Raw genomic sequence first — 21,634 nt, forward strand, 5'->3', positions numbered from 1 at the left:
TTAGGTATAAAATCGCTCTATGTCTTTAAAAATAGACCGTGGACTGTTTAAATATGATTTCATAGATTACCACGCAATTTTATGCGTTCCAGTGGATGCGGATGTGAAAGAAATCCGCAAACGATATTTAAAAATTGCCCGTTGCCTGCATCCCGATAGCTGTGCTGCAACTAACAATGCTGAAAAGCAACTAGCTAGCAATTTGTTGTCGAAGTTAGTGAATCCAGCCTACGAAAAGCTCTCTCAAGAAAAAAAACGTACAGAGTATATGATAGTGATGTCGCAAATGGGCAAGCGGCTACTGCAAGAATCTACATCAATAGAACTGACTTCAGATGTAGCAAAAAATTTAGCAGGTACGCCTCATTTGGAACACACATATAAAAGTGCGATCGCTAAAATTGCCGAAACTCAATACGACTCGTTAGAGAATCTATTGCAAGTTATTGGTTTAATTAGCGAGTTAAATTTAGTTTATTTAGTACGGAATGTGAGTAAACCAGCTGCTGCCCCACCACCAACAGCACCAGTAAAAAATCACACTACTCCTACACCAACAGTAAATCAAGCTGCCCCAGCACCTCCTCCCGCCCAGCCCAAGGAAGAATCGATTGCGGTTCAATATATTCGCCGCTCCCAAGAATTAATTGCAAAAAATCAATTGGCACAAGCTGAGGTAGAATTACGAGATGCTTTGAAGTTAGAGCCAAATAATAGTCGTTGCCATAGCTTGATCGGAATGCTGTATTTAAAGCAAAATCAAACCACGATGGCAAAAGTTCATCTTGATCGCGCCCTGCAATTAGATCCTTCTGACGAAACAGCGTTGGAGGGAAAACGTAAAATTGAAAAGATTTTGGGACAAAAACCCGGTAGCGCAAAGCCTGTGGCAACGCCATCTACTGGAGTTAAGCGATCGGATAAATCTGAGGGCGGCGGTTTATTTGGTGGTTTGTTTGGTGGGAAGAAAAAGTAATGGTATATCAACCACCAGCGGGAGCCAGGGATTTATTACCCCTAGATGTGGCTCAAAAACGCTGGATTGAAGAAAGACTGCAGCAGATATTTCACCGTTGGGGATATCACAGAATTATTACCTCAACGCTAGAGCGCATGGATACATTGATGGCAGGAGGTGCAATTCAAAGACAGGCAGTAATTCAATTACAAAATTCTGAAGACGAAGAACTAGGGCTACGTCCGGAATTAACAGCGTCAATCGCGCGTACTGCTGTTACCCGCATGGCAGGTGCTACTCTGCCACAACGTCTATACTACAATGCCAATGTTTTCCAGCGTCCGCAAGATTATCGACACAATCAACCGCAGGAATTTTATCAAGCTGGAGTAGAGTTGTTGGGTGGTAGCGGCTTACTCGCTGATGCGGAAGTGTTGCTGTTAATTGCAGACTGTTTGCAAGCACTCTCTCTCAACCGTTGGCACATAATTTTAGGCGAAGCAGGAATTATCCGATCGCTCCTAGAAGTGTTTCCCACTCATTTACGCAATCAAATCCGCCATGCGATCGCCCATCTCGATCGGGTAAGTATAGATAATTTACCCTTGAGTGAAGAATTGCGGGAACGCGCCCGCATTATCTTAGATCTACGTGGCAAGAGTAGTAATGTTCTGCAAAAAGTCAGCAGTCTAGATTTAGATCCATTGCAGCAAGAAAGGGTCAATAACCTGAAATCTTTGCTAGAGTTACTTGAAAATCGGGGAAATTTTCCGCTCATTCTCGATCTGAGCCTGATCCAAACCTTTGACTACTACACTGGCATATCTTTTGAAATAGTCAGCGAAACCGAAACTGGAGCGCGAGTATTAGGAAGGGGTGGTCGCTACGATCAACTTTTGGAACTATATCATCCTCAAGGTCAAAACATACCCGGAATTGGTTTTGTTTTTTTTATTGAAGATTTATACCAAGCGATCTCCGATTCAGTGCAATTACCACAAACTATCCCAGCAACCAACTGGTTAGTTGTCGCAGAAAGCAAGAGTGCATACGCTGCTGCCTTTGCTTACGCTCAAAAACTACGCGATTCTGCTCATCTGGTAAGAGTAGAGATGGATTTGGGAGCAAAGGATGCAGACACGATTCGACAGTATGCACGCGATCGCAGCATTGCTCAAATTGCTTGGGTAAAATCTGATTGTTCAACCACGATCGAATCAATAATATAGATTCTGCGTACCTGTAGGAGACAATGTGGCATTTTGGCAACTTTTCATCCTCACAAGAGTTTAAGTTAGTCGCATAAATGCCCTTCTATAGTGAATTACGAAAACCTCCTCGCCCCGGTTGCCAGCCGGGGTATTTTATTGCAGCAGACTCCTATGAACTACAGTTCACGAGCAAGTACGAAAATTTGCTTTCTCTAGCCTCTAGCCCCTAGCCCCTAGCCCCTAGCCCCCAGCCCCTAGCCCCTAGCCCCCAGCCCCCAGCCCCTAGCCCCTAGCCCCTATTTTCAGGTGATATCTCCTGCCAAATTGCCAGATTCTAGCAAACTACTCCTGTTTTCTCTGTGTTGTTTTGTAGATGGAATTAAACAGATCATTTAGGGAGCATCTTGTGATTACTAAAAATGTGATTGCTAAGGTACAACTTGTGAACATCGACGAAGATGATCGTGGCAGTGGTAGATAAGGAGAAGAGTAATGTCAGATTTATAAACAATGTTTATAATCAATTTTTTAATTTCAGGTGTGCGTAAAATAGGCATCACAAAACACTATATATTTCCAGAGAAGACCAGAACTCATCCTCTTGAGTCTTCTGATCATCGATTTATTGACATCCTCCCCCACACAAAGGGTTACTATTTGTGGGGTATTCTCCCACAACCAATTCGCTGAACAATATTTTTGCTCGTGACTAGTACAGCAGGAAAGGTTTTGAAGTCATGATTCAGGCAGAAGTCATCCCATTAGCTTGTGTGTAACGTAAGACTAATGCTGTTGCATTTAGGGTTACTCAACGGGAAATATCAAAATGACATTACAAGGTGTAATTTTAGATATAGATGGGACGCTTGTTTTAAGCAATGATGCTCATGCCGAAGCCTGGGTTGAAGCTTTTAAAAAATTTGGTCATCAGATCGAGTTTGAACAAGTTCGCCCTATGATTGGCATGGGAGGCGACAAAATAATTCCTAAGTTGGTGCCAGGGCTTTCTAGTGAGGAAGGTGAGGGAAAAAAACTTGCCGACTACCGCAAAGAACTTTTTCTCAACAAATATGCATCAACTATTACTCCTGCCAATGGAGCACGAGAGCTATTGTTAAAGATGCAGGATGAAGGTTTAAGGCTAGTTGTAGCCAGTTCAGCGAAAAGTGAAGAACTTTCTGTCTTACTTAAAATTGCTGAAATAGATGATTTGCTTGAGGAAACCACAACATCAAGCGATGCAGACTCTTCTAAGCCAGATCCCGATATTGTCAAAGCAGCTCTGAATAAGTCTCAGTTGCAGCCCGATCGCGTTATCATGCTTGGCGATACTCCATACGATATCGAGTCGGCAAATGCGGTTGGAGTAGATGTAATAGCTTTTCGTTGCGGTGGTTTTGACGATAACCAACTTGCAAAGGCAATTGCCATCTATGACGATCCAGCTGAGTTGTTGGCGCAGTACGATCATTCACCCATAAGCTAAAAAGGCGATGATTAGGGTTTCTTCCCAATCATCGCTTTAGTACCCTTATCACATTCCTGATAAACTTTTCACCCCAGAAATAGAACTATACAGCACCAGGGCCTCTTCCACGTTCGTCGCTCTCCATTGTGAGTTCGCCTTCTTTGTCTTCGTTTACCTCTGCTAATTCCTCAACCCGATGTGCAGTGTCTGCTTGGGCTTCTTGGCGCGCATCACCTGGTACTTCGTAGTACATTTCTGGTTCAACAGCGTAGTTATTTAACAAACCTTCTTTATCTACTGTATAACCGTCCGTAGTACGGATGCTGTCGCCGGGATGAGTTTGATCGTCAGTAGACGCACCTGCTTCTCTTTGCTCTGTAGGTAGTGTTTTATAAAGTTCCCCTTCTCTTTCTTTACGGGCAGCGGTTTCAGCAGGAATTATATGTCTATCGTATTCATCTACCTTAGCACGCTCGGAGCTATCTACTGCTTTGTTATAATTTTCATTAGTCATAATTTATTGTTCTCCTAAAAAATCTGCTCAAATCAATGTCAATTCGAGAACTAGATTAGGTTTTTTAGTAATATGAAATCCACTGTCTTAAGGAGTGTTTTAATTACTAAGTTGACTTATTTAATCTATCTTTGGATATACTCTTGAGTCAAAAATATTATGGTGTAGTTGTTTTTTTATTTTATGTAGCTCTTGTCATTAAGTATTAGAATTTATTTTTTATAAAAAAATACTTATTTATTTTATTTATATTAATTAATCTATTAAAAAATTGGTCAGGCATAAATGGTTCATTATACCTGACCTGGAACACTCAACTAAATAAAGATGTGTAAATACAGGAGCTTCCTTTTAAAGCATTATTTAGTTGCATACAACAGATAATTTGGGAATACCTCTACAGAGAGATAAATTTGTAGAGGTATAGAAGAGCTTTTTGTAAAACTGCGAGTAATTACAGTTATTAGGGTGAAATAAGAGTTGCTATTTAGACTTCTTACTACCCTAAAAACTGTTTTTTAATTAGATCAATTTCCGCAGCTAGTTCTTGTCTGGTTGAAGTTTTAACTAGATAACGAAAAGTAAACCAAGCTGCGTAACCAATGCCAATCAACTCAAATAGTGGCTGTGCAAGCGGAATATCGTTCACTGCATCCAGCATTGCCAAAATAACTTTGACTGAAACAAGTGCCGCCAAAATCCAAGCTAAAGTGAACAGAGTTTGCTTGTATGTATTAAAAAATCTGTCTAGATATTCGGGAAAATTCTCAAAAAAGTCTGCGATTATTCTACTAATTTGTTGCCATTGATTTTCAGGCGATCGCGCTGGCGGTAACTTGGGTAAATTTTGATTATCTGCACCTTCAATTGCAGCTACATCACTTGGTGATGCAGCTATATCACTTGGTGAGGAAATATCACCGTATTGTATTTTTTCAGCTTCCATAAAAATATCTCCTATTTTTTGTAATAAAAGCTAAATTATCATGAAACAATTTTATTTGTATCACTTAATATTGATATTTCGACATTTGTATGCCTTATTTTCATCAAACTTTTGGCATAATGTTTATCTCTATCGTAAGTAATATTGATTCATAGTAAATCCCGTAAACTAAGTAAAAAGCGTCAAGATTTAAAGTATATAAAATTACAATTAAATTAATATCAAAAAATGACTTTTAAAGTATAAACTAAGCCGAGCTTACACAACATTTGCGTAGACTCGGCTAGAAAATATTTATTTTTCTTCTAAATGTTGTAAGAATTTTCTTGAGGTTATTTACGCTTGGTAGTGAATGCTGTAGTAAACATCATCAGTAAACCACTGATAATAATTACAATTGCAACTCCCCCCGTTATCAAATCCAAAAGATTACTGTTGTCCATAATTATTTGTCCTGTATCAATAGTCAAATGACGATTGATTAATTTAAAAATCTACTCCACGCTTCAGTTCTACACCTTGATTTGCATAGTGCTTATGGCAGTATACCTCAGAGTGAATGCTAGCCAAATCGAAGTATGCAGGTTGATTTTGGCAGCGACCGGTAATGATAATTTCAGTGTGAGGGGGTTTGCGGAGTAGGGCTTGAACAATTGGTTCTACAGGGAGTAGTTCCAAGTCAACAGTGGGGTTAAGTTCATCGAGGATAATTGTTTTGTAAATTCCGGAAGCGATCGCTGTTTTAGCGATTTCCCAACCTCGTTCAGCTTCTACGTAGTCTAATTCTTGTCGGGAGTTGCGCCAAACAATAGCATCCCTACCACAGCGTTGATGATCCACCACATCTGGATAAGACTGCTGCAAAGCTGCCAGAGCTGCATCTTCTGTGTAGCCAGTACCACCTTTAAGCCACTGCATAATTAATACACGGGTGGAGCCTGGATGATTAATTCCCCTACCAATAGCTTGCAAAGCTTTCCCCAAGGCACTAGTAGATTTTCCTTTGCCTGCACCAGTATAAATTTCGATACCTTCTATTCCCTGGGCTTTGGCGATCGCGTGGTGATGGGGTTTCATTTCCGAGTGCAAATCCGCAATATCGAGTAACTTTTGCGGCGTACCACGCCCGGTAGCAATAATTTCTAAGTCGTGGGGTTTAGATTTAAGTGTTCGCACTACCTCATCTACTGGCAGCAAACCCAAATCTAGAACAGGGTTGATTTCATCTAAGACAACAACTGAATACAAACCAGAGGCGATCGCACCTTTTGCTACATCCCAACCCCGTGCCGCCTCATCTTTGTCAAAAGGCGTAATTTCATCTGGGCCAAAAAATTCTGCTCTACCGGTGCGAACTTGGTCGATTAAATGAGGAAATCCTCGCTGCAAAGCTGTAATAGCTCCATCTTCATCATAATCTCGTTCTGGCCCTTTTAAAAACCGCAGTAGCAACACACGGTTGGAATAGCTCGGTGTATTTATCCCCAAGCCAATAGAGCGCAAAACGACTCCTAAAGCAGCTTGGGATTTACCTTTGCCTGCACCATCGTAAACGTGAATTTGTCCTGTAACCCGTTGTTGACGCACTTGCGCTGTACGAATCCCGATGCCGTTCCTTGTCATCTCACTAAAAGCTCTAAGAGTAGCAGTCTTTAATCTTACCCAAGGTTTTGTCGAATCAGCTAGGGGCTAGGGGCTAGGAACTCGGTACTAGGGATTGGGAATTAAGAAATTCTAGTACCCAATCCCCGATACTTAGAATGATTGCCCTCATCAATTGACTATCTTGCGGCTATACTTTCTTCAGTCAGATCTGGAAAGTTACTTAGTTATGTTTGATTATCCTATGATTCCCGAAGTTATTCCCTTAGGTGCTATTTTATTTAATTTTTTATTTATATTGATAGCAATTCCGATAGAGGCATATATTTTAAATAAACGGCTAAAATTTGATAAAAGAACGTCCAGTTACTATGCTATTGCTATTAATTTATTTTCTAACGCTATTGGTTGGATTGTCTTTTTCTTTTTAGAACCATTTCTAGCAGTGCAATTAAAATCAGAATTAATTAGTTATATTTTCTTTCATCGTTTTATATCATCTAATATTCAGATGATAATTATTTTAACTGCTTTTATAATTTTCTTTAGTACGTTTTTCATAAAAGTTGTATTGTTGAGAGTTTTATTATTATCACTTACTGAACTCAAAAAGAGTGAAAGTGAGCCTGTTAATATTAATAAGCGACGTAATTCTCGACAGGACAATAAACTAAAAATACAAAATACGAATTTAGTCACTGCTGTTTTAATAGCTAACGCGCTAAGTTATAGCGCAATTTCTATTATTTTATTTTTAATTCCAAGACAAGTATAGAAAATTAATAGTGTAGAGGTTAAAGTATGCAAGTAATTAAAGATGCATTCGGCATATTTAATGTGTTTGGGGATGTTTACGAAAGAATTAGAAAGATTTTAATTCCTCCAAAAGCTTATTCCTGGCAAACCTTAATTTATTTAAGTATTTTCTCTTTGTTGATGTCATCGCTATCTAGTGGTTTAGTCAGGGATATAATTGCTTTTTGTGGTTGGTTATTTTTAATCGCGGGTACTGCTTGGTATACAACTGATAATCCTTTACTCATCCCTGGTACTAATATGCCTGTTGGTGCATTAATCACGGGATTCTTAGTTAGTGCTTTTGCCTTTAGACAACAAGAAGATGTAATTACAACAAATACAATTGTTTTTTGGCCAACAATTTCCGCGTTAATCACTGCTATTCCAGAATTTTTTGAAGGAACAGGAACTGATGTAAATCCTCAGATTCCAAAGCTAGAAGACCGTCAAAAAATAATTATTTTAATTGCTAGTAGTATGGTACTTAGTTGCTGCTTGCAATTTACATTTGTAGTCAATAAATGGTATCAAGAATATCCTAGTTTAAAGAAAGATAATTTTCAGCGCACCTTTGTTGTCAAATTAGTACCCTCAAGTGAAACTTCGCAAAATGGGGCTATAATTTTAGATAAACTTGAGCCAAGACTTGTACAGCAAATTGCTGAAAGACCTTGGTCGGAAGTGGAGCAATGGTTACTAGAAGCAAGACAAAGAGTTGGCAATTTAGGCAGGCAAGTTATAGAAGCTAACTTACGTGAGTATGAAGAAAGGTCTTTATGGCGAGTTGAACCTCGTATATATAATCTTAAATCTGGATATAAATTAGATTTACTCAGTATTTGGAGTGGCCCTTCTTCAAGCGGAAGTGGATATTATCGGATCAAAACTTGTCGCATTGAACCAATCGCCAAGTCTAACAACACCATTGTTCGTGGCAAAACAGATGGCAAATCAGTCATAGCGGAATTTAATTGCGATCCAGTAAGCAAGCTTTTTGTGGGGCAACCACCAGAGCCACAATGATGAGGGAGAGTGGAAAAGACAAGGGGAGGGGGAGAGGAGCCAGCCGCGTGGGCGGGTTTCCCGACTTGGGCAGACTGGTGTTGGGGGACAAGCAAGGGAGCTTCAGGAGCACCAGGGGCACCATGAGAACAACCAACCACAACCACTAACTACTAACCACTATCAAATGACTATTGACTAATGACAAATGACTCATTACAAATGATTCATCACTATTGACTAATGGCTAAATAGCAATGAATTTCGGCAGAATTTCTGTAATAGCAATGAATGTGTTCAAGGAAGTAATACGCGATCGCATTCTATTTATTATCGGCTTTTACATTCTCATACTTGCTGCTGCTATTGGTCTGCTTCCCGAAATTGCCGCCAGTACGGAGAATAAAATTTTTCTAGATTTTGGTTTGGCAACGGCAAATGTCCTTGGTTTAGTGGTGGCTGTTTTTGTTGGTACAGGACTAATTAATAAAGAAATCGAGAAGCGTACAATTTTGGTGTTGATGGCTAAACCGATCGCCCGCAGCGAATTTATTATTGGTAAATATTTAGGGTTAGTGACAGTACTTGCTGTTCTCACGGCTGCAATGACTGCTATTTACCTGGGATTTTTACAATTTGACAAAATAGATTATTCCACAAATAGTCTTTTGATTGCTGCATTTTTCCAATTTTTACAGTTGTCTTTAATCGCTGCTGTCGCAATTACCTTGGGCGTGTTTACTAGTTCTCTATTAGCGACGGCTTTAACCTTTTTTGTTTATTTAACGGGGAATATTACTCAAGATTTATTACAATTTGCTCGTTTGGGGCAAAATCCAGGTATTCAACGTCTTACTCAAGCTTTGTATCTGATCTTGCCAGATTTATCTCGATTAGATCTAAAAAATGATGCTATTTATGGATTAGAGGCATTACCTAACTCAATGGTTCTGGTTGGACATACTGTTTACGGGTTCGTTTACAGTTTGATGTTGCTGGCGATCGCTATATTTATCTTTTCGCAACGAGAGTTTTGATTATTAAGCGTAAGGTGGGCACTGCCACAACGTAAAAATAAGGATTTGAGAAAAATTAGGTAGTGCCCACCCTACAAACATTGCTCAAATAGAATTTTTGAGTCTAAGTTCTCTAAATAAATGCTATGTGATGTTGGTGAATTGTGCCATCAGGCATAATAGTTTCATACAATTTTGCATTCTTGAGATTAGCGTTTTCAATATTTGCTTCACTTAAGTTTGCTGCTATTAAATTTGCCCATCTTAGATCCGCACCTGTTAAATTAGCTTGATTGAAATTTGCTTCTATTAACATTGCTCCACATAGCTCTGCGTCTGTAAAATTTGCTCTTGTTAAGTTAGCTTCAATCAGTGATGCTTCAATTAACATAGCTGAACTCAAATCTGCTTCTCTTAAATCAACACCACACAAAGAAGCACCCCAAAGTTTGCTGCCGCTTAATTTTGCCTGCCATAAAAAAGCGCCACACAAATCTGCCTGTCTTAAATCGGCTTCACTCAAATTCGCTTGAGATAAATTTGCTTCTCGTAAATTTGCTGCTCTTAAATTCGCTTGAGATAAATTTGCTTCTCGTAAATTTGCACCAGTCAAAATAGCCCCACTGAGATTTGCACCACGTAAATCTGCTCCAATAAAGTTTATTCCACTCAAATCAACTTCTCTAAGGTCAATACCACTTAAATTACATCCACTGAAGTCTCTACCTCCAGAATTTTTATTTGTGATTTGACTTAAAGGACTAAGACTTTTTTGCTTCTCAGTATGATTTTTCATTTTATTTACCTGTATCTGTACTTTGTAAAGTTTCTTAAATTTCAACCCGATACCCTCTGTATTTTGAGAGTACACCTCCCGGATCAAAAAACAGGGGCACTAATTGAGAATATTTGGAAAAAATTCGGACTTAAATTGTGAATCCATTCAAAATACGTCACTAATCGAGTATTTCATGTCAAAAGCTGCTGATAATCATCAGAAAAAATTAATAACTGAAAACATTTAATTTTATTAGTATTCTCAGCTACGGAAATTTTATTTTTGATTTGTATACTAATTAAATATTGATTAATTAGTAATAAATACTTAAGGCGATCGCATTGGCAATGGTTTCCAATCAGAATAATTGCCAAGGTGTCCCCAATATGCCATATAGCCAGTAAACGCAAAAATCAGAGCAGCAGCTACTAGTACGATCGCACCCAATAACCGCCAAGCACGATTTGTTTTGAAATAGAGTGTTGGCGCAGCACAAACTCCACCCAATCCCGTTAAGATAAATCCGATTCCTGATAGGAGTGGTTGTCGCGTTAATCCCAGGTTAAGTATTCGCGCACCAATGACAATAGCAGCAAGTCCAGCAAAAAAGCCGTAAATTGCCACTGTTAGTAAATCCCAACCAAAGGCTAAAGCTAAAGAAGCGGTGAGAAATAAAATCCCAAATAAGACACTTGTTTCACCATAAGCAATATTAAAAACACCAGTAACTGGCCAAGTAAAAGTCATGTGTAAGCCCGTAACGAGTGCGATCGCTCCCGTCATGCCAAACCCAGGAATCCAAAGTTTTTTATTGGCACCATCCATACCAAAATATACGTAGCCAGCAAGGAGAAATAGCCCAGCTACGAGATTAATCAACATTAAGGTGATGTAATTGATAAACACGATTTCGATTATTTACCCATTGAGAGTATTTCACTCACATTTGAATACATATACTGATTGTTTGAAAATCTACATTTAGGAGCATTTTTATAATTTCTTACTCTCTTCTCCCCAAGTTTGTAGCTGCAAATAAACTAACACCAGCGTCACAGCTAACAATACTGTTGCTGCCGCCGCTGCATAACCAAAATCAAATTGACCAAATGCTTCTTGATAAATGTAGTAAACCAGTAAATTAGTAGAATTTAAAGGGCCACCACCAGTAATTACATAAACTTGCTCAAAACTCCGTAATGTGAAAATCATGGTGGTAACAAACGCGAATACAATCGTAGGTTGCAATCCGGGTAAGGTAATATGCCAAAACTGCTGCCAAGCGTTTGCTCCATCGAGTTCTGCGGCTTCATAGCGACTTGAGGGAATTGTTTGCAACCCTGCCAAAAATACTACCAAGTTAAAGCCCAGTTGTTTCCAAATACTCAAGAGAATTAGCACTGGCATTGCCCAAATGGTGCTACCTAACCAAGGAATTGGCTCGATACCAATAGCATCCAAAAGCCCGTTCACAGGGCCATTATTTTGAAACAGCCAGCGAAATCCCAAACCTGCTGCAACTAAAGAGATAATTGATGGCAGAAAGTAGGCAGATCGGAGCAATCCTCGCAGTGCCAAAGTCTGATTTAATAACACTGCCAGTGCCAAAGGAATAACCAAACTAGGAAGAACGGTGGCAATAGTAAAGTAAGCTGTATTAAAAATTACTTGCCAAAAGTCTGAGGTGAAGAGCAAGCGCAAGTAGTTTTTTAAGCCTACCCAGTGGGTACCAGCAGAAGTAAAACTTCCAGCAGTAAAGCTCAGGTAAAACAAATAGGCAATTGGCCACAAGACAAATAAACCCAGAAAAATTAGTGCTGGAGTCAGAAAAAACCAAGCTGCAACTGTATCGTTGTCTAGCAGCCGACTACCGGAAAAGCGTGATGATTTCATAACAATTGTGACAGCTTGAAATACCTAGAATTATTTAAGGTTATTAGTTAATTTTGTCAGGCGATCGCTACCACACACAACTTATGAAATCCGTGAAGTACACAACACGGTAAAATTCATAGGGGTTTGTGCTGTACTGTTTTGCACAGGTAGTTTAAGCATGGAATCAAATTTTTTGACGGCTGTTTTTCTGCCCTTGGCTTTATTTATCATTATGCTGGGTATGGGACTGACCTTGACTTTGAATGACTTCAAGCAGGTGTTAGTCTATCCTAAGGCGGTAATTATTGGTTTACTAGCACAGTTGGTAATGTTGCCGATAGTGGGTTTTGTAATTGCGTCAATATTTTCCCTCAGCCCAGACTTGGCTGTTGGTTTGATGATTCTAGCAGCTTGTCCTGGTGGTTCTACTTCCAACATGATTACGTTTTTAGCTGGGGGAGATGTTGCCCTGTCGATTACACTAACAGCCGTTAGCAGCTTAATTACTGTCTTCACAATTCCCTTGGTTGTAAATCTGTCAATGCAGAGTTTTCTGAGGGAAAGCACAACCTTGCAACTACCGTTTTTGAGTACTGTTTTACAAATCGCAGTGATTACAATTGTGCCAGTATCACTTGGAATGCTCATCAAGCGTTACATCCCTGGCTTTGCTAAACAAGCAGACAAGTCTGTGAAATGGCTGTCTTTATTTTTCCTAGCGGTAGTCATTGCCGGAGTGCTCCTCAAAGAGCGCAATAACTTTGTCTCCTTTGTGATAGATGTAGGTTGGGTAACTCTGGCTTTGAATGTGGTATCAATGGCTCTAGGATTTGCGATCGCAACTTTAACCCGATTGAGTCAACAACAGGCTACGGCAATCACAGTGGAAGTGGGAATTCAAAATGGCACTTTGGCGATCGCTATTGCTTCAGCACCAACGCTACTCAATAGCCCAACAATGGCTATTCCCGCTGCAATTTATAGCCTGCTAATGTTTGTTACTGGGGCGGGGTTCGCTTGGTGGGCAAATCGCCGTTCAACTTTATCAAAGGCATAATTTACATAATTTAAGTAGGTAGACACAATTAAACGTAAAATGCTTACGCCCATAAATTAGATAGGACAAGCTTTTCAGCTTCTGCCCTCTGCCTCCTGCCCCTCCGAAGTTTGGATTGCCATGCAGGTGCGGCGGGGGCAGAAAAATCGGAGATTTTTCTGCTGTCGGCAGAGCCGACGCTGTGGTTGCACAGCAACCACAGCTATCCCCGCTCGCACCATCGGAGGAAGCCTCCGCTCCAACTTCTCTCTGCCCTCTGCCCTCTGCCTTTTTATGAGTAATTCTTCAATCATAGATACTTCTACTCCTTGCCTAATTTCTCCTCATCTTCCCAGCCAGCAATTTTCCCAAGGTACTCCTTTAAAATTGGGTGTTTTGGCTTCAGGAAGTGGTAGTAATTTTGAGGCTATTGCCAATGCCATCCAAAACGGGCAACTTAATGCCCAAATCCAAGTTTTGATTTACAATCAGCCACAGGCTTATGCTGCTGTGCGGGCGGCTAATTGGAATGTACCATCTGTACTTCTCAACCACCGCGACTATAACAGTCGCGAAGATTTAGATCGGCAAATTGTGCAAACTTTGCGGCAGTATAATGTGGAATTTGTGGTTATGGCTGGTTGGATGCGACTGGTAACGCAAGTATTAATTGATGCTTTTCCTCATAGAATTATCAATATTCATCCCAGCTTGTTGCCCAGTTTTAAAGGTGTGCGTGCCGTAGAACAAGCCTTAGCTGCTGGTGTAAAAATCACTGGCTGTACGGTGCATTTGGTTTCTCTAGAAATGGACAGCGGCCCGATTTTAATCCAAGCAGCAGTTCCCATCATGCCTGATGATACACCAGAAAAACTCCACGCCAGAATTCAACTGCAGGAACATCAGATTTTACCGCAGGCGATCGCTCTGACAGCCCAAAAACTACAGGCTCTAAACACAACCTCGTAAAAATACGCAATATTTGGGTAAAAAATCACTTTATCCGTTTGATATATAACTGTGACTCTTTTTTCGCACTATTTGCGACTGGAGAGCAGCCATGATCAAAGTATTGCAGTGTGATTCCTGCAAGTCCACACTGTAATTAAGCTGAATTTTTCATGAGAGAGTATGGTTAAATTAACACCTCAGCCGGAATTCCCAATGAGGAATGTAAACGTCGAATCATTTCTAGTGTTAGTGCTTGCTGGCGATTTAAAATGTCTGTAACCTCTCCCAGACTGCCAATAATAGGTTCCAAATCATCAGCAGATAAACCACGGGATTCAAGATAATATAAAATAGCCTCAATCGGCTCTGGTGCAACGATAGGATAATGCCGTTGTTCGTATGCTTCCACCAGTGTTGTTAAAATTTCTAAGCGATCGCAATCGGGTGTATTAGGTTCTGCATCAAATAATCTTTCAATTTCATCAAGCGCAGCATGATAATCAGCTTCAGTTCGGATGGGACGGAGTTTGAGCATATACGTTACCTCAAATTGTTGTCGCATCTACGTTATTGTAGTCAGAGTGCGTTCCTACAAAGCGGATAAAAATAATCCCAATATCGTAACGAATGTGAACAATTAAGCGGTAATCATTACCTTTGATATTAAAAACGACACGATTATTAGCGATAATACTGGCGTTGCGATAAATACTTTTGATATCTATCGGACTATTCCATTCTGCACGAGACGCTTCATCATACCAAGCTTCTAATGGCTATTCGGCATCGGGATGTGTTTCCCAAAATTGCCGTAAAGTGCTGCGGGCAATGATTCGCATTTTTATTTTTTAATATTGCCCAACTTTCCATAAATAGCTAGAAAGCATATTAGTAATCACATGAGCCACTATTGGCACTAACAAGTTATCACTCAAAAGGGCACTATATCCAAGTATAAATCCAACAAAAGTAGCCCAAACCACATAAGGCCATTGTTGGGCACCACTCAAGTGCAAGACACCAAAGGAAACACTAGAGAAAAATACAGCCAAATGATCTAATCCAAAAGCGGGTAACATCACACCGCGAAATAACAATTCTTCACTTAACCCCGGTAATAATCCCAGCCAGATTAAATCTGGTAAAGCTAGGGGTTTCAGTACTATCTCTAAGTAATAATTAGCACTTTTGCGGTAGGGAGGACAGTGTTGATAAGCCAAGCCGCTTAAGCCAGTAATGCTTAAGCCCAAACCAATTCCCAATAATAAAGCTCTTATATCCCAACGCCAAGACATGAGGTAAAAGTTACCAAAGTACAACCACAGTTTGGCAACGATCCACAAAATAGTAGCAGTTACTCCCATTGCCACCAGTACTTGGGTGCGCGTCATATATGGCATTTCTGGCTCTTGATTTTGGTGTTGAGTCACGGGAGTTTTATGTATATAGAGGGGCAGAGGGGCAGGAGGTAGGAGAGAGAACTACTAACCACTGTAAGGGCGGGTTTAGAAGATAAATTATCTGTTTGAACGGCAAGATGCTCAACAAAACCCGCCCCTACTAACCAATGACAAATAACTAATTACTTAAACAATTTAAAGAGGATATTTTAGGGCTGAGGGAAAAAGGATCTATACCTGCTTTATGAGCAACCAATACACCTACTGCCTCCAAATATGAGTTTACCTGTATTGATTTTATCCCTAATGGCTGAGAAGGAACTTGAATCTGAGTTTTATTTTCATTGACTGTCACGATTAGACATCGCTGCTGGTTTAAACTAAGCAAAGCGCTGCTACCACAAGCTGTGGCTGGGACGATCGCCGCATCTACTCGATCAGCCCAAATATCTTCTAGTTGTGGTACTTGGTAAGTTTGTCTAGCCATAAATTGAGGTGCGCGACTCAAACCCACAAGCACACAGGGCAAAAAAGTATAGCCCAATTCTTCTGCGGCAGAACGAGGAGATAAATTTGGATCGAGAGGTGGAGCCTCAAAGGCGGGAGCATGAGCGCAGGGAATGCGAAACTGCCGCACTACTAAATGGCTAATAACAGCTTCTGCCCCTGCAATTGGATCGACTCCTTTACCGTGACGGTAGTTTTGTTCTGCCTCTTGATCAAGATGATCGGGGAAACGGGCAACTACTGCGATCGCTTCTGCCCTTGCTTTTGTAATTAGTACCTCCACCGCCCGCAGTAAACTATCTGAATTGCCTATTGTTCCCCAACTGGCACCGGAAGCCGCAGTACGTAATTCTACGTTTAATGGAGCATCTGTAATCACGTAATCAGTTAAAGATATTCCTAAGGTAGCTCTGGCTGCATCTGCTGCCTGCAAGTGTCGCAGCCGCAATTCTGGCTCAATACCTTGGTCTAAAACTAAACCTACACGATTTTGATGGACTGGACGCAAACCCCAGCATCCTTCAGCAAATTTATCCAGCCCATAACCTTCTACATAAAAAGTATTGGGCAAGTTCCAATACAAGCTTGCACCGTTAAGGACATTGGGGTGAGTAATCAGGCGATCGCAAACCTGGGCGATCGCTCTTGCAACAGGCAATGCATCTCCTGCATATCCCCCAATCGCAGCCCCAATCCCAGTAGGTATAGTTAAAATAGCAGTGTATGGACGCACGTTCTGAGTCTGCAAATAAAAGCAACTAGTTGATGATGTCAATAGCTAATAGCTAATAGTACACAATTAGCCATTAGCAATTAGCCATTAGCTATCAACAGTAACAACAGCTTCAACAGTCGCTTTCTGTTGTTTTACATCCACAGAGGTAATCGCCCAACGTAAAGGTTCTCCCTGTTTTTTCAGTTCTACTTCAATTACTTTTTGTAATTCTGTGGAAGTTTCTTGTAAATCAATTTCTGCCGTAATAAAATGAGTTGTCATTACAATATCTCCTCATAGTTTTTGTAGTTTGACTGAGAACTGGTTTGAGATGAATAGCTAATCGCTAATAACCATTAACTTTTGCCAAATTGGAGCTGATAAACAACATCTTCCTTTTCTGTGGCTATTTTTAAATCAGAACGCGGATAAGCGACGCAAAGCAGTACATATCCTTGTTTTTGTAGTTCGGGACTTACGCCCATGCCATCAGTTTGATCCACAGTTCCTTGCAGGATTTGACCAGCACAAGTTGTGCAAACACCAGCATGGCAAGAGCTTGGCAAATCTAATCCAGCCGCTTCTGCAACTGATAATATAGTTTCATCCTCAGGAACTTGTAAAGTATGAACTTTACCTTGATGTTGAATTTCAACAGTGTATGTTTTGGACATAGTGCAAAATAATTGTGACGTAAATAACAAATCAAATATCTTATATTAAAAATAGGTAGACATACAAATCAACGAAATAAATATTTTCTTGCCATTGTGTATGCAATAGTAGCTATACAGGGATAATTATAAATCCTTGTCACAGAAAAACTAAAACTAATAATCTTTTTCCCTGTTAATTACACCTGAAAACTATTATCAGGTAAAACCACCCTGAGAGTAGGGAAGTGATGATAACCACAAGAAAAATTGTTGCCAGAACGAAGGAAGAGTAAAATGCTGGAATCATACCGTCAACAAGTGGCTGAACGCGCTGCCTTAGGAATTCCCCCCCTACCTCTGGATGCCAAGCAAACGTCGGAATTGTGCGAACTACTGAAAAATCCACCTGCGGGTGAAGAAGAGACATTGTTGCATTTATTGCGCGATCGCATACCCCCTGGAGTCGATCCAGCAGCTTACGTCAAAGCCGGATTTCTCACTGGCATCGCTAAGGGGGAAATCAAAAGTCCTCTAGTTTCTCGAATCGAAGCAGTACAATTGCTGGGGACAATGGTAGGAGGCTATAACGTCCAATCTTTAATTGAACTGCTGCAAACTCCCACCACTTCTGTATCCGAATCATCCGAAACACCTTTGGTAATGGGGGGGCAAGGCAAAGAACCGATCGCAGCTTACGCCGCCAACGCCCTCAGCAAAATCCTACTCGTGTATGACGCCTTCCACGATATTTTGGAATTGTCCAAAACTAATCCCTACGCCAAACGGGTGATTGACTCTTGGGCAGAAGCCGAATGGTTTACTGCTCGTCCGCAACTGCCAGAATTTATTAATGTCACCGTCTTTAAAGTTCCTGGAGAAACCAACACCGACGACTTATCTCCCGCAACCCACGCTACCACCCGCCCGGATATTCCTTTACACGCCTTAGCGATGTTGGAATCACGGATGCCAGGCGCGTTGGAAACGATTGCCGAATTAAAGCAAAAAGGGCATCCAGTTGCCTATGTCGGTGATGTAGTCGGTACCGGTTCCTCCCGCAAATCTGCCATTAACTCGGTGTTGTGGCACATTGGCAATGATATTCCCTATGTTCCCAACAAGCGGGCAGGAGGATATGTTTTAGGCGGTACGATCGCCCCGATTTTCTTCAACACTGCCGAAGACGCCGGTGCTTTCCCCATCCAGTGCGATGTCACCAAGATGGAAACTGGCATGGTGATAACCATCTATCCTTATAAAGGCGAAATCACAAACGAAGCAGGCGAAGTAATTTCCACCTTTACCCTCAAACCAGATACAATCCTCGATGAAGTTCGTGCAGGTGGGCGCATTCCCTTATTAATTGGACGCACTCTCACCGATAAAACTCGGCAAGCACTAGATTTAGAAGCCAGCACAGTCTTCATTCGCCCTCAACAACCAGCCGATACAAGCAAAGGTTACACCCTAGCACAGAAAATGGTGGGTAAAGCCTGTGGTTTACCAGGTGTGCGCCCCGGTACTTACTGCGAACCGATCATGACTACCGTTGGTTCCCAGGATACCACTGGCCCGATGACACGGGATGAATTGAAAGAACTCGCCTGTCTCGGTTTCTCTGCTGACTTAGTCATGCAAAGTTTCTGCCATACCGCAGCTTATCCCAAACCAGTAGATATTAAAACTCACCACGAACTACCCGACTTTTTCGCCTCTCGTGGTGGTGTGGCTTTACGTCCCGGAGATGGTATCATCCACTCTTGGCTAAACCGGATGTTGCTGCCAGATACAGTCGGAACAGGTGGCGACTCTCACACCCGCTTCCCCTTGGGAATTTCCTTCCCTGCTGGCTCTGGGTTAGTGGCGTTTGCTGGAGCTTTGGGAGTGATGCCTTTGGATATGCCAGAATCAGTTTTGGTACGCTTCAAAGGAGAATTGCAGCCCGGTGTAACTTTGCGAGATATTGTTAATGCCATTCCTTACGTAGCAATTCAAAAAGGTTTGCTAACGGTAGAAAAGCAAAACAAGAAAAATGTCTTCGCTGGGCGGATTATGGAAATGGAAGGCTTGCCAGATTTGAAAGTAGAGCAAGCATTTGAACTTACCGACGCTACGGCAGAACGTTCTTGTGCAGGTTGCACAATTAAGCTAAGTATCGAGACAGTTTCCGAATATCTGCGTTCTAATGTTGCTTTGTTGAAAAACATGGTAGCGCGGGGTTACGGTGATGCTAAAACTATCATGCGTCGCGTTGCCAAAATGGAAGAGTGGTTGGCAAATCCAGTATTAATGGCAGCAGATGCAGATGCGGAGTATGCCGAAATCATTGAAATTGACTTGAACGAAATCAAAGAACCAATTGTCGCCGCTCCCAACGATCCTGATAACGTGAAATTATTGTCAGAAGTTGCAGGTGACAAAGTTGATGAAGTATTCGTCGGTTCTTGCATGACGAATATCGGTCATTATCGCGCGACTGCCAAAGTTTTAGAAGGTGCAGGCGCAGTCAAAACTCGCCTGTGGATCTGTCCGCCGACTCGCATGGACGAACACCAATTAAAAGAAGAAGGCGTGTATGGTATTTTTGGTGCTGCTGGTGCGCGTACAGAAATGCCAGGATGTAGTTTGTGTATGGGGAACCAAGCACGAGTAGAAGATGGCGCGACAGTATTTTCAACCTCTACCCGCAACTTCAATAACCGCATGGGCAAAGATGCGCGAGTTTATCTTGGTTCAGCCGAATTAGCAGCAGTTTGCGCCTTGCTGGGAAGAGTTCCCACAGTGCAAGAATATATGGACATTGTGGCGAATAAGATTCATCCTTTTGCTGGTGAATTGTATCGGTATTTGAACTTTGATCAAATTGCTGGTTTTGAGGATGAAGGTAGGGTAATTCCGTTGGAAGAGATGCCTAAGATTGAGGATATTTTGGGAATTCCTGCTGGTACGTTGCGTAGTTCATAGTTAGTGAACAGGAGTGAAATAGTATTATTTTTAGAGTAGGGCTTTTGCCCTCTCTATTTCTATTTCTCTAACTTATTTTTTGTTCATGCCAGCAAAAGATATATATCATGATGCTGTTAAACAAGCTCTTATTAAAGATGGCTGGACAATTACAGCTGATCCTTATCCAATTAAATATGAAGAAGTTAAACTATTTGCGGATCTTGCGGGTGAGAAAACCATTGCTGCGAGTAGACAAGGACAACAAGTTGTTGTTGAAATTAAAATTTTTCTGAGTATTTCTCCTATGCGTGATTTTGAAAACGCATTAGGTCAGTATCTTATTTACAAGGCTTTACTTGCTATTGACCATCCCGAAAAGCAATTATATTTAGCAATAAGTCAAAAAATTTACGAGGATTTCTTTCAATAAGTCGCCATCAAATTTATTTTAGAAAAATATCAGGTATCCTTATTAGTTATTGATTTACAACAAGAGGAGATTATCAAATGGATAAACTAATTTATTATCAAAACATAATCAAGAAAATTTTAACAGAGTATCAAAAAATTTCTGTACAAGTTCCTGTTCCTGATGTAGATGAAGAGCTAATGTTTGATGATGAAAGAAGTCAATATCTCTGGTTTAATATTGGTTGGAAACAAGGAAAGAGAGTTAAAGGAATTTCTGTCTATATCCGCATTAAGAATGAAAAAATTTATATTGAAGAAGATTGGACTGAGGAAGGAATAGCAACTGAGTTAATGCGGTTAGGTGTTCCGGCTAGTGATATTGTGCTGGCTTTTCAGCCTCCGGAGGTGAGAAAATACACTGATTTTGCAATAGTTTAAAAAGCTAGATTTTATAACTACATTAATAAGTGAAAACCAATGGTTTTTTACACAGTTGTTCTTAGACAAAGCGCAGGTTACTGGGTTGCTTTATGTCTAGAAAATGTAATTGTAGGGCAAGAAAAAATTCCAGAAGATGCAATTAGCCAGTTAAAACAGGCAATTGAGTCTTTTGAAGATGTTTACGACAATGAAACTAATATTTATAAAGCACCAATTTCTAGAGAAGAATTACATGAGGTTTTAATGTTAGATGATAAGGAACAAAATTCGGAAATATATGAATCAAGAAAGGTTTATGCCTAAAAATATCCCCTCTCTGAAACCGAAAGAGTTAATCAAAATTTTAGAGAAAGGGGATGTGCATTTTATCGAGAAGGAAAAGGCGATCATCGTTTATATACTC

24 protein-coding genes and 1 pseudogene are annotated in these 21,634 nt (G+C 40.6%); 12 read left to right on the forward strand and 13 right to left on the reverse strand.

Annotated features, from left to right (window positions below; all coding sequences use genetic code 11):
* The first annotated feature begins 19 nt into the window (after window positions 1-19).
* The 3 genes from UYC_RS0103230 to UYC_RS0103240 all read left to right on the forward strand — a co-directional run bounded on the left by UYC_RS0103230 (window position 20) and on the right by UYC_RS0103240 (window position 3,655).
* The gene (locus UYC_RS0103230; protein WP_016873202.1) at window positions 20-976 is read left to right on the forward strand and encodes a J domain-containing protein; all 957 of its coding nucleotides are present in this window, start codon (window positions 20-22) and stop codon (window positions 974-976) included.
* A complete protein-coding gene (locus UYC_RS0103235; protein WP_016879244.1) occupies window positions 976-2,187 on the forward strand; it encodes an ATP phosphoribosyltransferase regulatory subunit in 1,212 nt (403 codons plus the stop codon). Before UYC_RS0103230 ends, UYC_RS0103235 begins: the two co-directional genes overlap by 1 nt.
* 808 nt (window positions 2,188-2,995) lie before the next feature.
* Window positions 2,996-3,655 carry an HAD family hydrolase gene (locus tag UYC_RS0103240; protein ID WP_016873204.1) on the forward strand — a complete coding sequence of 220 codons (660 nt, stop codon included), beginning with the start codon at window positions 2,996-2,998 and terminating at the stop codon, window positions 3,653-3,655.
* Between the two features lie 85 nt (window positions 3,656-3,740).
* Here UYC_RS0103240 and UYC_RS0103245 read toward each other — a convergent pair whose 3' ends face one another.
* The 3 genes from UYC_RS0103245 to UYC_RS0103255 form a co-directional block, all read right to left on the reverse strand.
* Complete coding sequence (locus tag UYC_RS0103245; RefSeq protein WP_016879245.1) at window positions 3,741-4,151, reverse strand: hypothetical protein; 411 nt, start codon at window positions 4,149-4,151, stop codon at window positions 3,741-3,743.
* A 499-nt stretch (window positions 4,152-4,650) separates the two neighbouring features.
* Complete coding sequence (locus UYC_RS0103250; RefSeq protein WP_016873206.1) at window positions 4,651-5,097, reverse strand: CAAD domain-containing protein; 447 nt, start codon at window positions 5,095-5,097, stop codon at window positions 4,651-4,653.
* A 486-nt stretch (window positions 5,098-5,583) separates the two neighbouring features.
* Window positions 5,584-6,720, reverse strand: coding sequence for a cob(I)yrinic acid a,c-diamide adenosyltransferase (locus tag UYC_RS0103255; protein ID WP_016873207.1), 1,137 nt, complete (start codon window positions 6,718-6,720; stop codon window positions 5,584-5,586).
* A 208-nt stretch (window positions 6,721-6,928) separates the two neighbouring features.
* Between UYC_RS0103255 and fraC the strand changes: the two genes are divergently transcribed.
* The 3 genes from fraC to UYC_RS0103270 all read left to right on the forward strand — a co-directional run bounded on the left by fraC (window position 6,929) and on the right by UYC_RS0103270 (window position 9,536).
* Window positions 6,929-7,474, forward strand: coding sequence for a filament integrity protein FraC (gene fraC, locus UYC_RS0103260; protein WP_016873208.1), 546 nt, complete (start codon window positions 6,929-6,931; stop codon window positions 7,472-7,474).
* A gap of 26 nt (window positions 7,475-7,500) precedes the next feature.
* A complete protein-coding gene (gene fraD, locus UYC_RS0103265) occupies window positions 7,501-8,520 on the forward strand; it encodes a septal junction protein FraD (RefSeq protein ID WP_016873209.1) in 1,020 nt (339 codons plus the stop codon).
* A gap of 236 nt (window positions 8,521-8,756) precedes the next feature.
* A complete protein-coding gene (locus UYC_RS0103270; RefSeq protein WP_016879247.1) occupies window positions 8,757-9,536 on the forward strand; it encodes an ABC transporter permease in 780 nt (259 codons plus the stop codon).
* A 112-nt stretch (window positions 9,537-9,648) separates the two neighbouring features.
* On the opposite strand, the gene UYC_RS0103275 is transcribed toward UYC_RS0103270, so the two are convergent.
* The 3 genes from UYC_RS0103275 to UYC_RS0103285 all read right to left on the reverse strand — a co-directional run bounded on the left by UYC_RS0103275 (window position 9,649) and on the right by UYC_RS0103285 (window position 12,186).
* On the reverse strand, window positions 9,649-10,311 hold the full coding sequence (locus UYC_RS0103275) for a pentapeptide repeat-containing protein (RefSeq protein ID WP_016873211.1): 663 nt from the start codon (window positions 10,309-10,311) through the stop codon (window positions 9,649-9,651).
* 309 nt (window positions 10,312-10,620) lie between these two features.
* Entirely contained in the window at window positions 10,621-11,175 is a 555-nt protein-coding gene (locus tag UYC_RS0103280) for a DUF981 family protein (protein ID WP_016879248.1), read from the reverse strand.
* A gap of 111 nt (window positions 11,176-11,286) precedes the next feature.
* Complete coding sequence (locus UYC_RS0103285) at window positions 11,287-12,186, reverse strand: carbohydrate ABC transporter permease (protein ID WP_016873213.1); 900 nt, start codon at window positions 12,184-12,186, stop codon at window positions 11,287-11,289.
* Between the two features lie 160 nt (window positions 12,187-12,346).
* Here UYC_RS0103285 and UYC_RS0103290 point away from each other — a divergent pair, with 160 nt between their 5' ends.
* Entirely contained in the window at window positions 12,347-13,225 is an 879-nt protein-coding gene (locus UYC_RS0103290; RefSeq protein ID WP_016873214.1) for a bile acid:sodium symporter family protein, read from the forward strand.
* 74 nt (window positions 13,226-13,299) lie between these two features.
* On the opposite strand, the gene UYC_RS36290 is transcribed toward UYC_RS0103290, so the two are convergent.
* Complete coding sequence (locus UYC_RS36290) at window positions 13,300-13,518, reverse strand: hypothetical protein (RefSeq protein WP_200862352.1); 219 nt, start codon at window positions 13,516-13,518, stop codon at window positions 13,300-13,302.
* Here UYC_RS36290 and purN point away from each other — a divergent pair.
* Window positions 13,499-14,173: a phosphoribosylglycinamide formyltransferase gene (gene purN / locus UYC_RS0103295; protein ID WP_016873215.1), complete on the forward strand. Its 675-nt coding sequence runs from the start codon at window positions 13,499-13,501 to the stop codon at window positions 14,171-14,173. The two genes, UYC_RS36290 and purN, sit on opposite strands and share 20 nt — an antisense overlap.
* A 166-nt stretch (window positions 14,174-14,339) precedes the next feature.
* Here purN and UYC_RS0103300 read toward each other — a convergent pair whose 3' ends face one another.
* From UYC_RS0103300 to UYC_RS0103320, 6 genes and pseudogenes are all read right to left on the reverse strand, one after another.
* Window positions 14,340-14,690: a helix-turn-helix domain-containing protein gene (locus UYC_RS0103300; RefSeq protein WP_016873216.1), complete on the reverse strand. Its 351-nt coding sequence runs from the start codon at window positions 14,688-14,690 to the stop codon at window positions 14,340-14,342.
* Between the two features lie 10 nt (window positions 14,691-14,700).
* A pseudogene (locus UYC_RS36295) lies at window positions 14,701-14,994 on the reverse strand (type II toxin-antitoxin system HigB family toxin).
* Between the two features lie 9 nt (window positions 14,995-15,003).
* Window positions 15,004-15,585 carry a CPBP family intramembrane glutamic endopeptidase gene (locus UYC_RS0103305; protein WP_026087344.1) on the reverse strand — a complete coding sequence of 194 codons (582 nt, stop codon included), beginning with the start codon at window positions 15,583-15,585 and terminating at the stop codon, window positions 15,004-15,006.
* Between the two features lie 148 nt (window positions 15,586-15,733).
* Window positions 15,734-16,795, reverse strand: a complete 1,062-nt coding sequence (locus UYC_RS0103310) for a DUF3326 domain-containing protein (protein ID WP_016873218.1) — start codon at window positions 16,793-16,795, stop codon at window positions 15,734-15,736.
* 87 nt (window positions 16,796-16,882) lie between these two features.
* Entirely contained in the window at window positions 16,883-17,059 is a 177-nt protein-coding gene (locus tag UYC_RS38750; protein ID WP_016873219.1) for a hypothetical protein, read from the reverse strand.
* Window positions 17,060-17,133: 74 nt separating this feature from the next.
* Window positions 17,134-17,451, reverse strand: coding sequence for a 2Fe-2S iron-sulfur cluster-binding protein (locus UYC_RS0103320; protein WP_016873220.1), 318 nt, complete (start codon window positions 17,449-17,451; stop codon window positions 17,134-17,136).
* A 276-nt stretch (window positions 17,452-17,727) separates the two neighbouring features.
* Here UYC_RS0103320 and acnB point away from each other — a divergent pair, with 276 nt between their 5' ends.
* From acnB to UYC_RS0103340, 4 genes are all read left to right on the forward strand, one after another.
* Window positions 17,728-20,397 (forward strand): bifunctional aconitate hydratase 2/2-methylisocitrate dehydratase, encoded by a 2,670-nt coding sequence (gene acnB / locus UYC_RS0103325; RefSeq protein ID WP_016873221.1) that lies wholly within the window; start codon window positions 17,728-17,730, stop codon window positions 20,395-20,397.
* Window positions 20,398-20,482: 85 nt separating this feature from the next.
* Window positions 20,483-20,809: a XisH family protein gene (locus tag UYC_RS0103330; protein WP_016873222.1), complete on the forward strand. Its 327-nt coding sequence runs from the start codon at window positions 20,483-20,485 to the stop codon at window positions 20,807-20,809.
* Between the two features lie 77 nt (window positions 20,810-20,886).
* Window positions 20,887-21,228 carry a XisI protein gene (locus tag UYC_RS0103335; protein ID WP_016873223.1) on the forward strand — a complete coding sequence of 114 codons (342 nt, stop codon included), beginning with the start codon at window positions 20,887-20,889 and terminating at the stop codon, window positions 21,226-21,228.
* A 39-nt stretch (window positions 21,229-21,267) separates the two neighbouring features.
* Complete coding sequence (locus UYC_RS0103340; protein WP_016873224.1) at window positions 21,268-21,534, forward strand: hypothetical protein; 267 nt, start codon at window positions 21,268-21,270, stop codon at window positions 21,532-21,534.
* The last annotated feature ends 100 nt before the right edge of the window (window positions 21,535-21,634 follow it).

This window comes from Chlorogloeopsis fritschii PCC 6912, from assembly GCF_000317285.1.
In the GTDB taxonomy this organism is placed as follows: Bacteria; Cyanobacteriota; Cyanobacteriia; order Cyanobacteriales; family Nostocaceae; genus Chlorogloeopsis; species Chlorogloeopsis fritschii.

Bases quoted from the DNA above. Each gene is read 5' to 3' on its own strand.
- UYC_RS0103230 (WP_016873202.1), top strand. From the start codon at position 20: ATGTCTTTAAAAATAGACCGTGGACTGTTTAAATATGATTTCATAGAT.
- UYC_RS0103235 (WP_016879244.1), top strand. From the start codon at position 976: ATGGTATATCAACCACCAGCGGGAGCCAGGGATTTATTACCCCTAGAT.
- UYC_RS0103240 (WP_016873204.1), top strand. From the start codon at position 2,996: ATGACATTACAAGGTGTAATTTTAGATATAGATGGGACGCTTGTTTTA.
- UYC_RS0103245 (WP_016879245.1), bottom strand. From the start codon at position 4,151: ATGACTAATGAAAATTATAACAAAGCAGTAGATAGCTCCGAGCGTGCT.
- UYC_RS0103250 (WP_016873206.1), bottom strand. From the start codon at position 5,097: ATGGAAGCTGAAAAAATACAATACGGTGATATTTCCTCACCAAGTGAT.
- UYC_RS0103255 (WP_016873207.1), bottom strand. From the start codon at position 6,720: ATGACAAGGAACGGCATCGGGATTCGTACAGCGCAAGTGCGTCAACAA.
- fraC (WP_016873208.1), top strand. From the start codon at position 6,929: ATGTTTGATTATCCTATGATTCCCGAAGTTATTCCCTTAGGTGCTATT.
- fraD (WP_016873209.1), top strand. From the start codon at position 7,501: ATGCAAGTAATTAAAGATGCATTCGGCATATTTAATGTGTTTGGGGAT.
- UYC_RS0103270 (WP_016879247.1), top strand. From the start codon at position 8,757: ATGAATTTCGGCAGAATTTCTGTAATAGCAATGAATGTGTTCAAGGAA.
- UYC_RS0103275 (WP_016873211.1), bottom strand. From the start codon at position 10,311: ATGAAAAATCATACTGAGAAGCAAAAAAGTCTTAGTCCTTTAAGTCAA.
- UYC_RS0103280 (WP_016879248.1), bottom strand. From the start codon at position 11,175: ATGTTGATTAATCTCGTAGCTGGGCTATTTCTCCTTGCTGGCTACGTA.
- UYC_RS0103285 (WP_016873213.1), bottom strand. From the start codon at position 12,186: ATGAAATCATCACGCTTTTCCGGTAGTCGGCTGCTAGACAACGATACA.
- UYC_RS0103290 (WP_016873214.1), top strand. From the start codon at position 12,347: ATGGAATCAAATTTTTTGACGGCTGTTTTTCTGCCCTTGGCTTTATTT.
- purN (WP_016873215.1), top strand. From the start codon at position 13,499: ATGAGTAATTCTTCAATCATAGATACTTCTACTCCTTGCCTAATTTCT.
- UYC_RS36290 (WP_200862352.1), bottom strand. From the start codon at position 13,518: ATGATTGAAGAATTACTCATAAAAAGGCAGAGGGCAGAGGGCAGAGAG.
- UYC_RS0103300 (WP_016873216.1), bottom strand. From the start codon at position 14,690: ATGCTCAAACTCCGTCCCATCCGAACTGAAGCTGATTATCATGCTGCG.
- UYC_RS38750 (WP_016873219.1), bottom strand. From the start codon at position 17,059: ATGACAACTCATTTTATTACGGCAGAAATTGATTTACAAGAAACTTCC.
- UYC_RS0103320 (WP_016873220.1), bottom strand. From the start codon at position 17,451: ATGTCCAAAACATACACTGTTGAAATTCAACATCAAGGTAAAGTTCAT.
- acnB (WP_016873221.1), top strand. From the start codon at position 17,728: ATGCTGGAATCATACCGTCAACAAGTGGCTGAACGCGCTGCCTTAGGA.
- UYC_RS0103330 (WP_016873222.1), top strand. From the start codon at position 20,483: ATGCCAGCAAAAGATATATATCATGATGCTGTTAAACAAGCTCTTATT.
- UYC_RS0103335 (WP_016873223.1), top strand. From the start codon at position 20,887: ATGGATAAACTAATTTATTATCAAAACATAATCAAGAAAATTTTAACA.
- UYC_RS0103340 (WP_016873224.1), top strand. From the start codon at position 21,268: ATGGTTTTTTACACAGTTGTTCTTAGACAAAGCGCAGGTTACTGGGTT.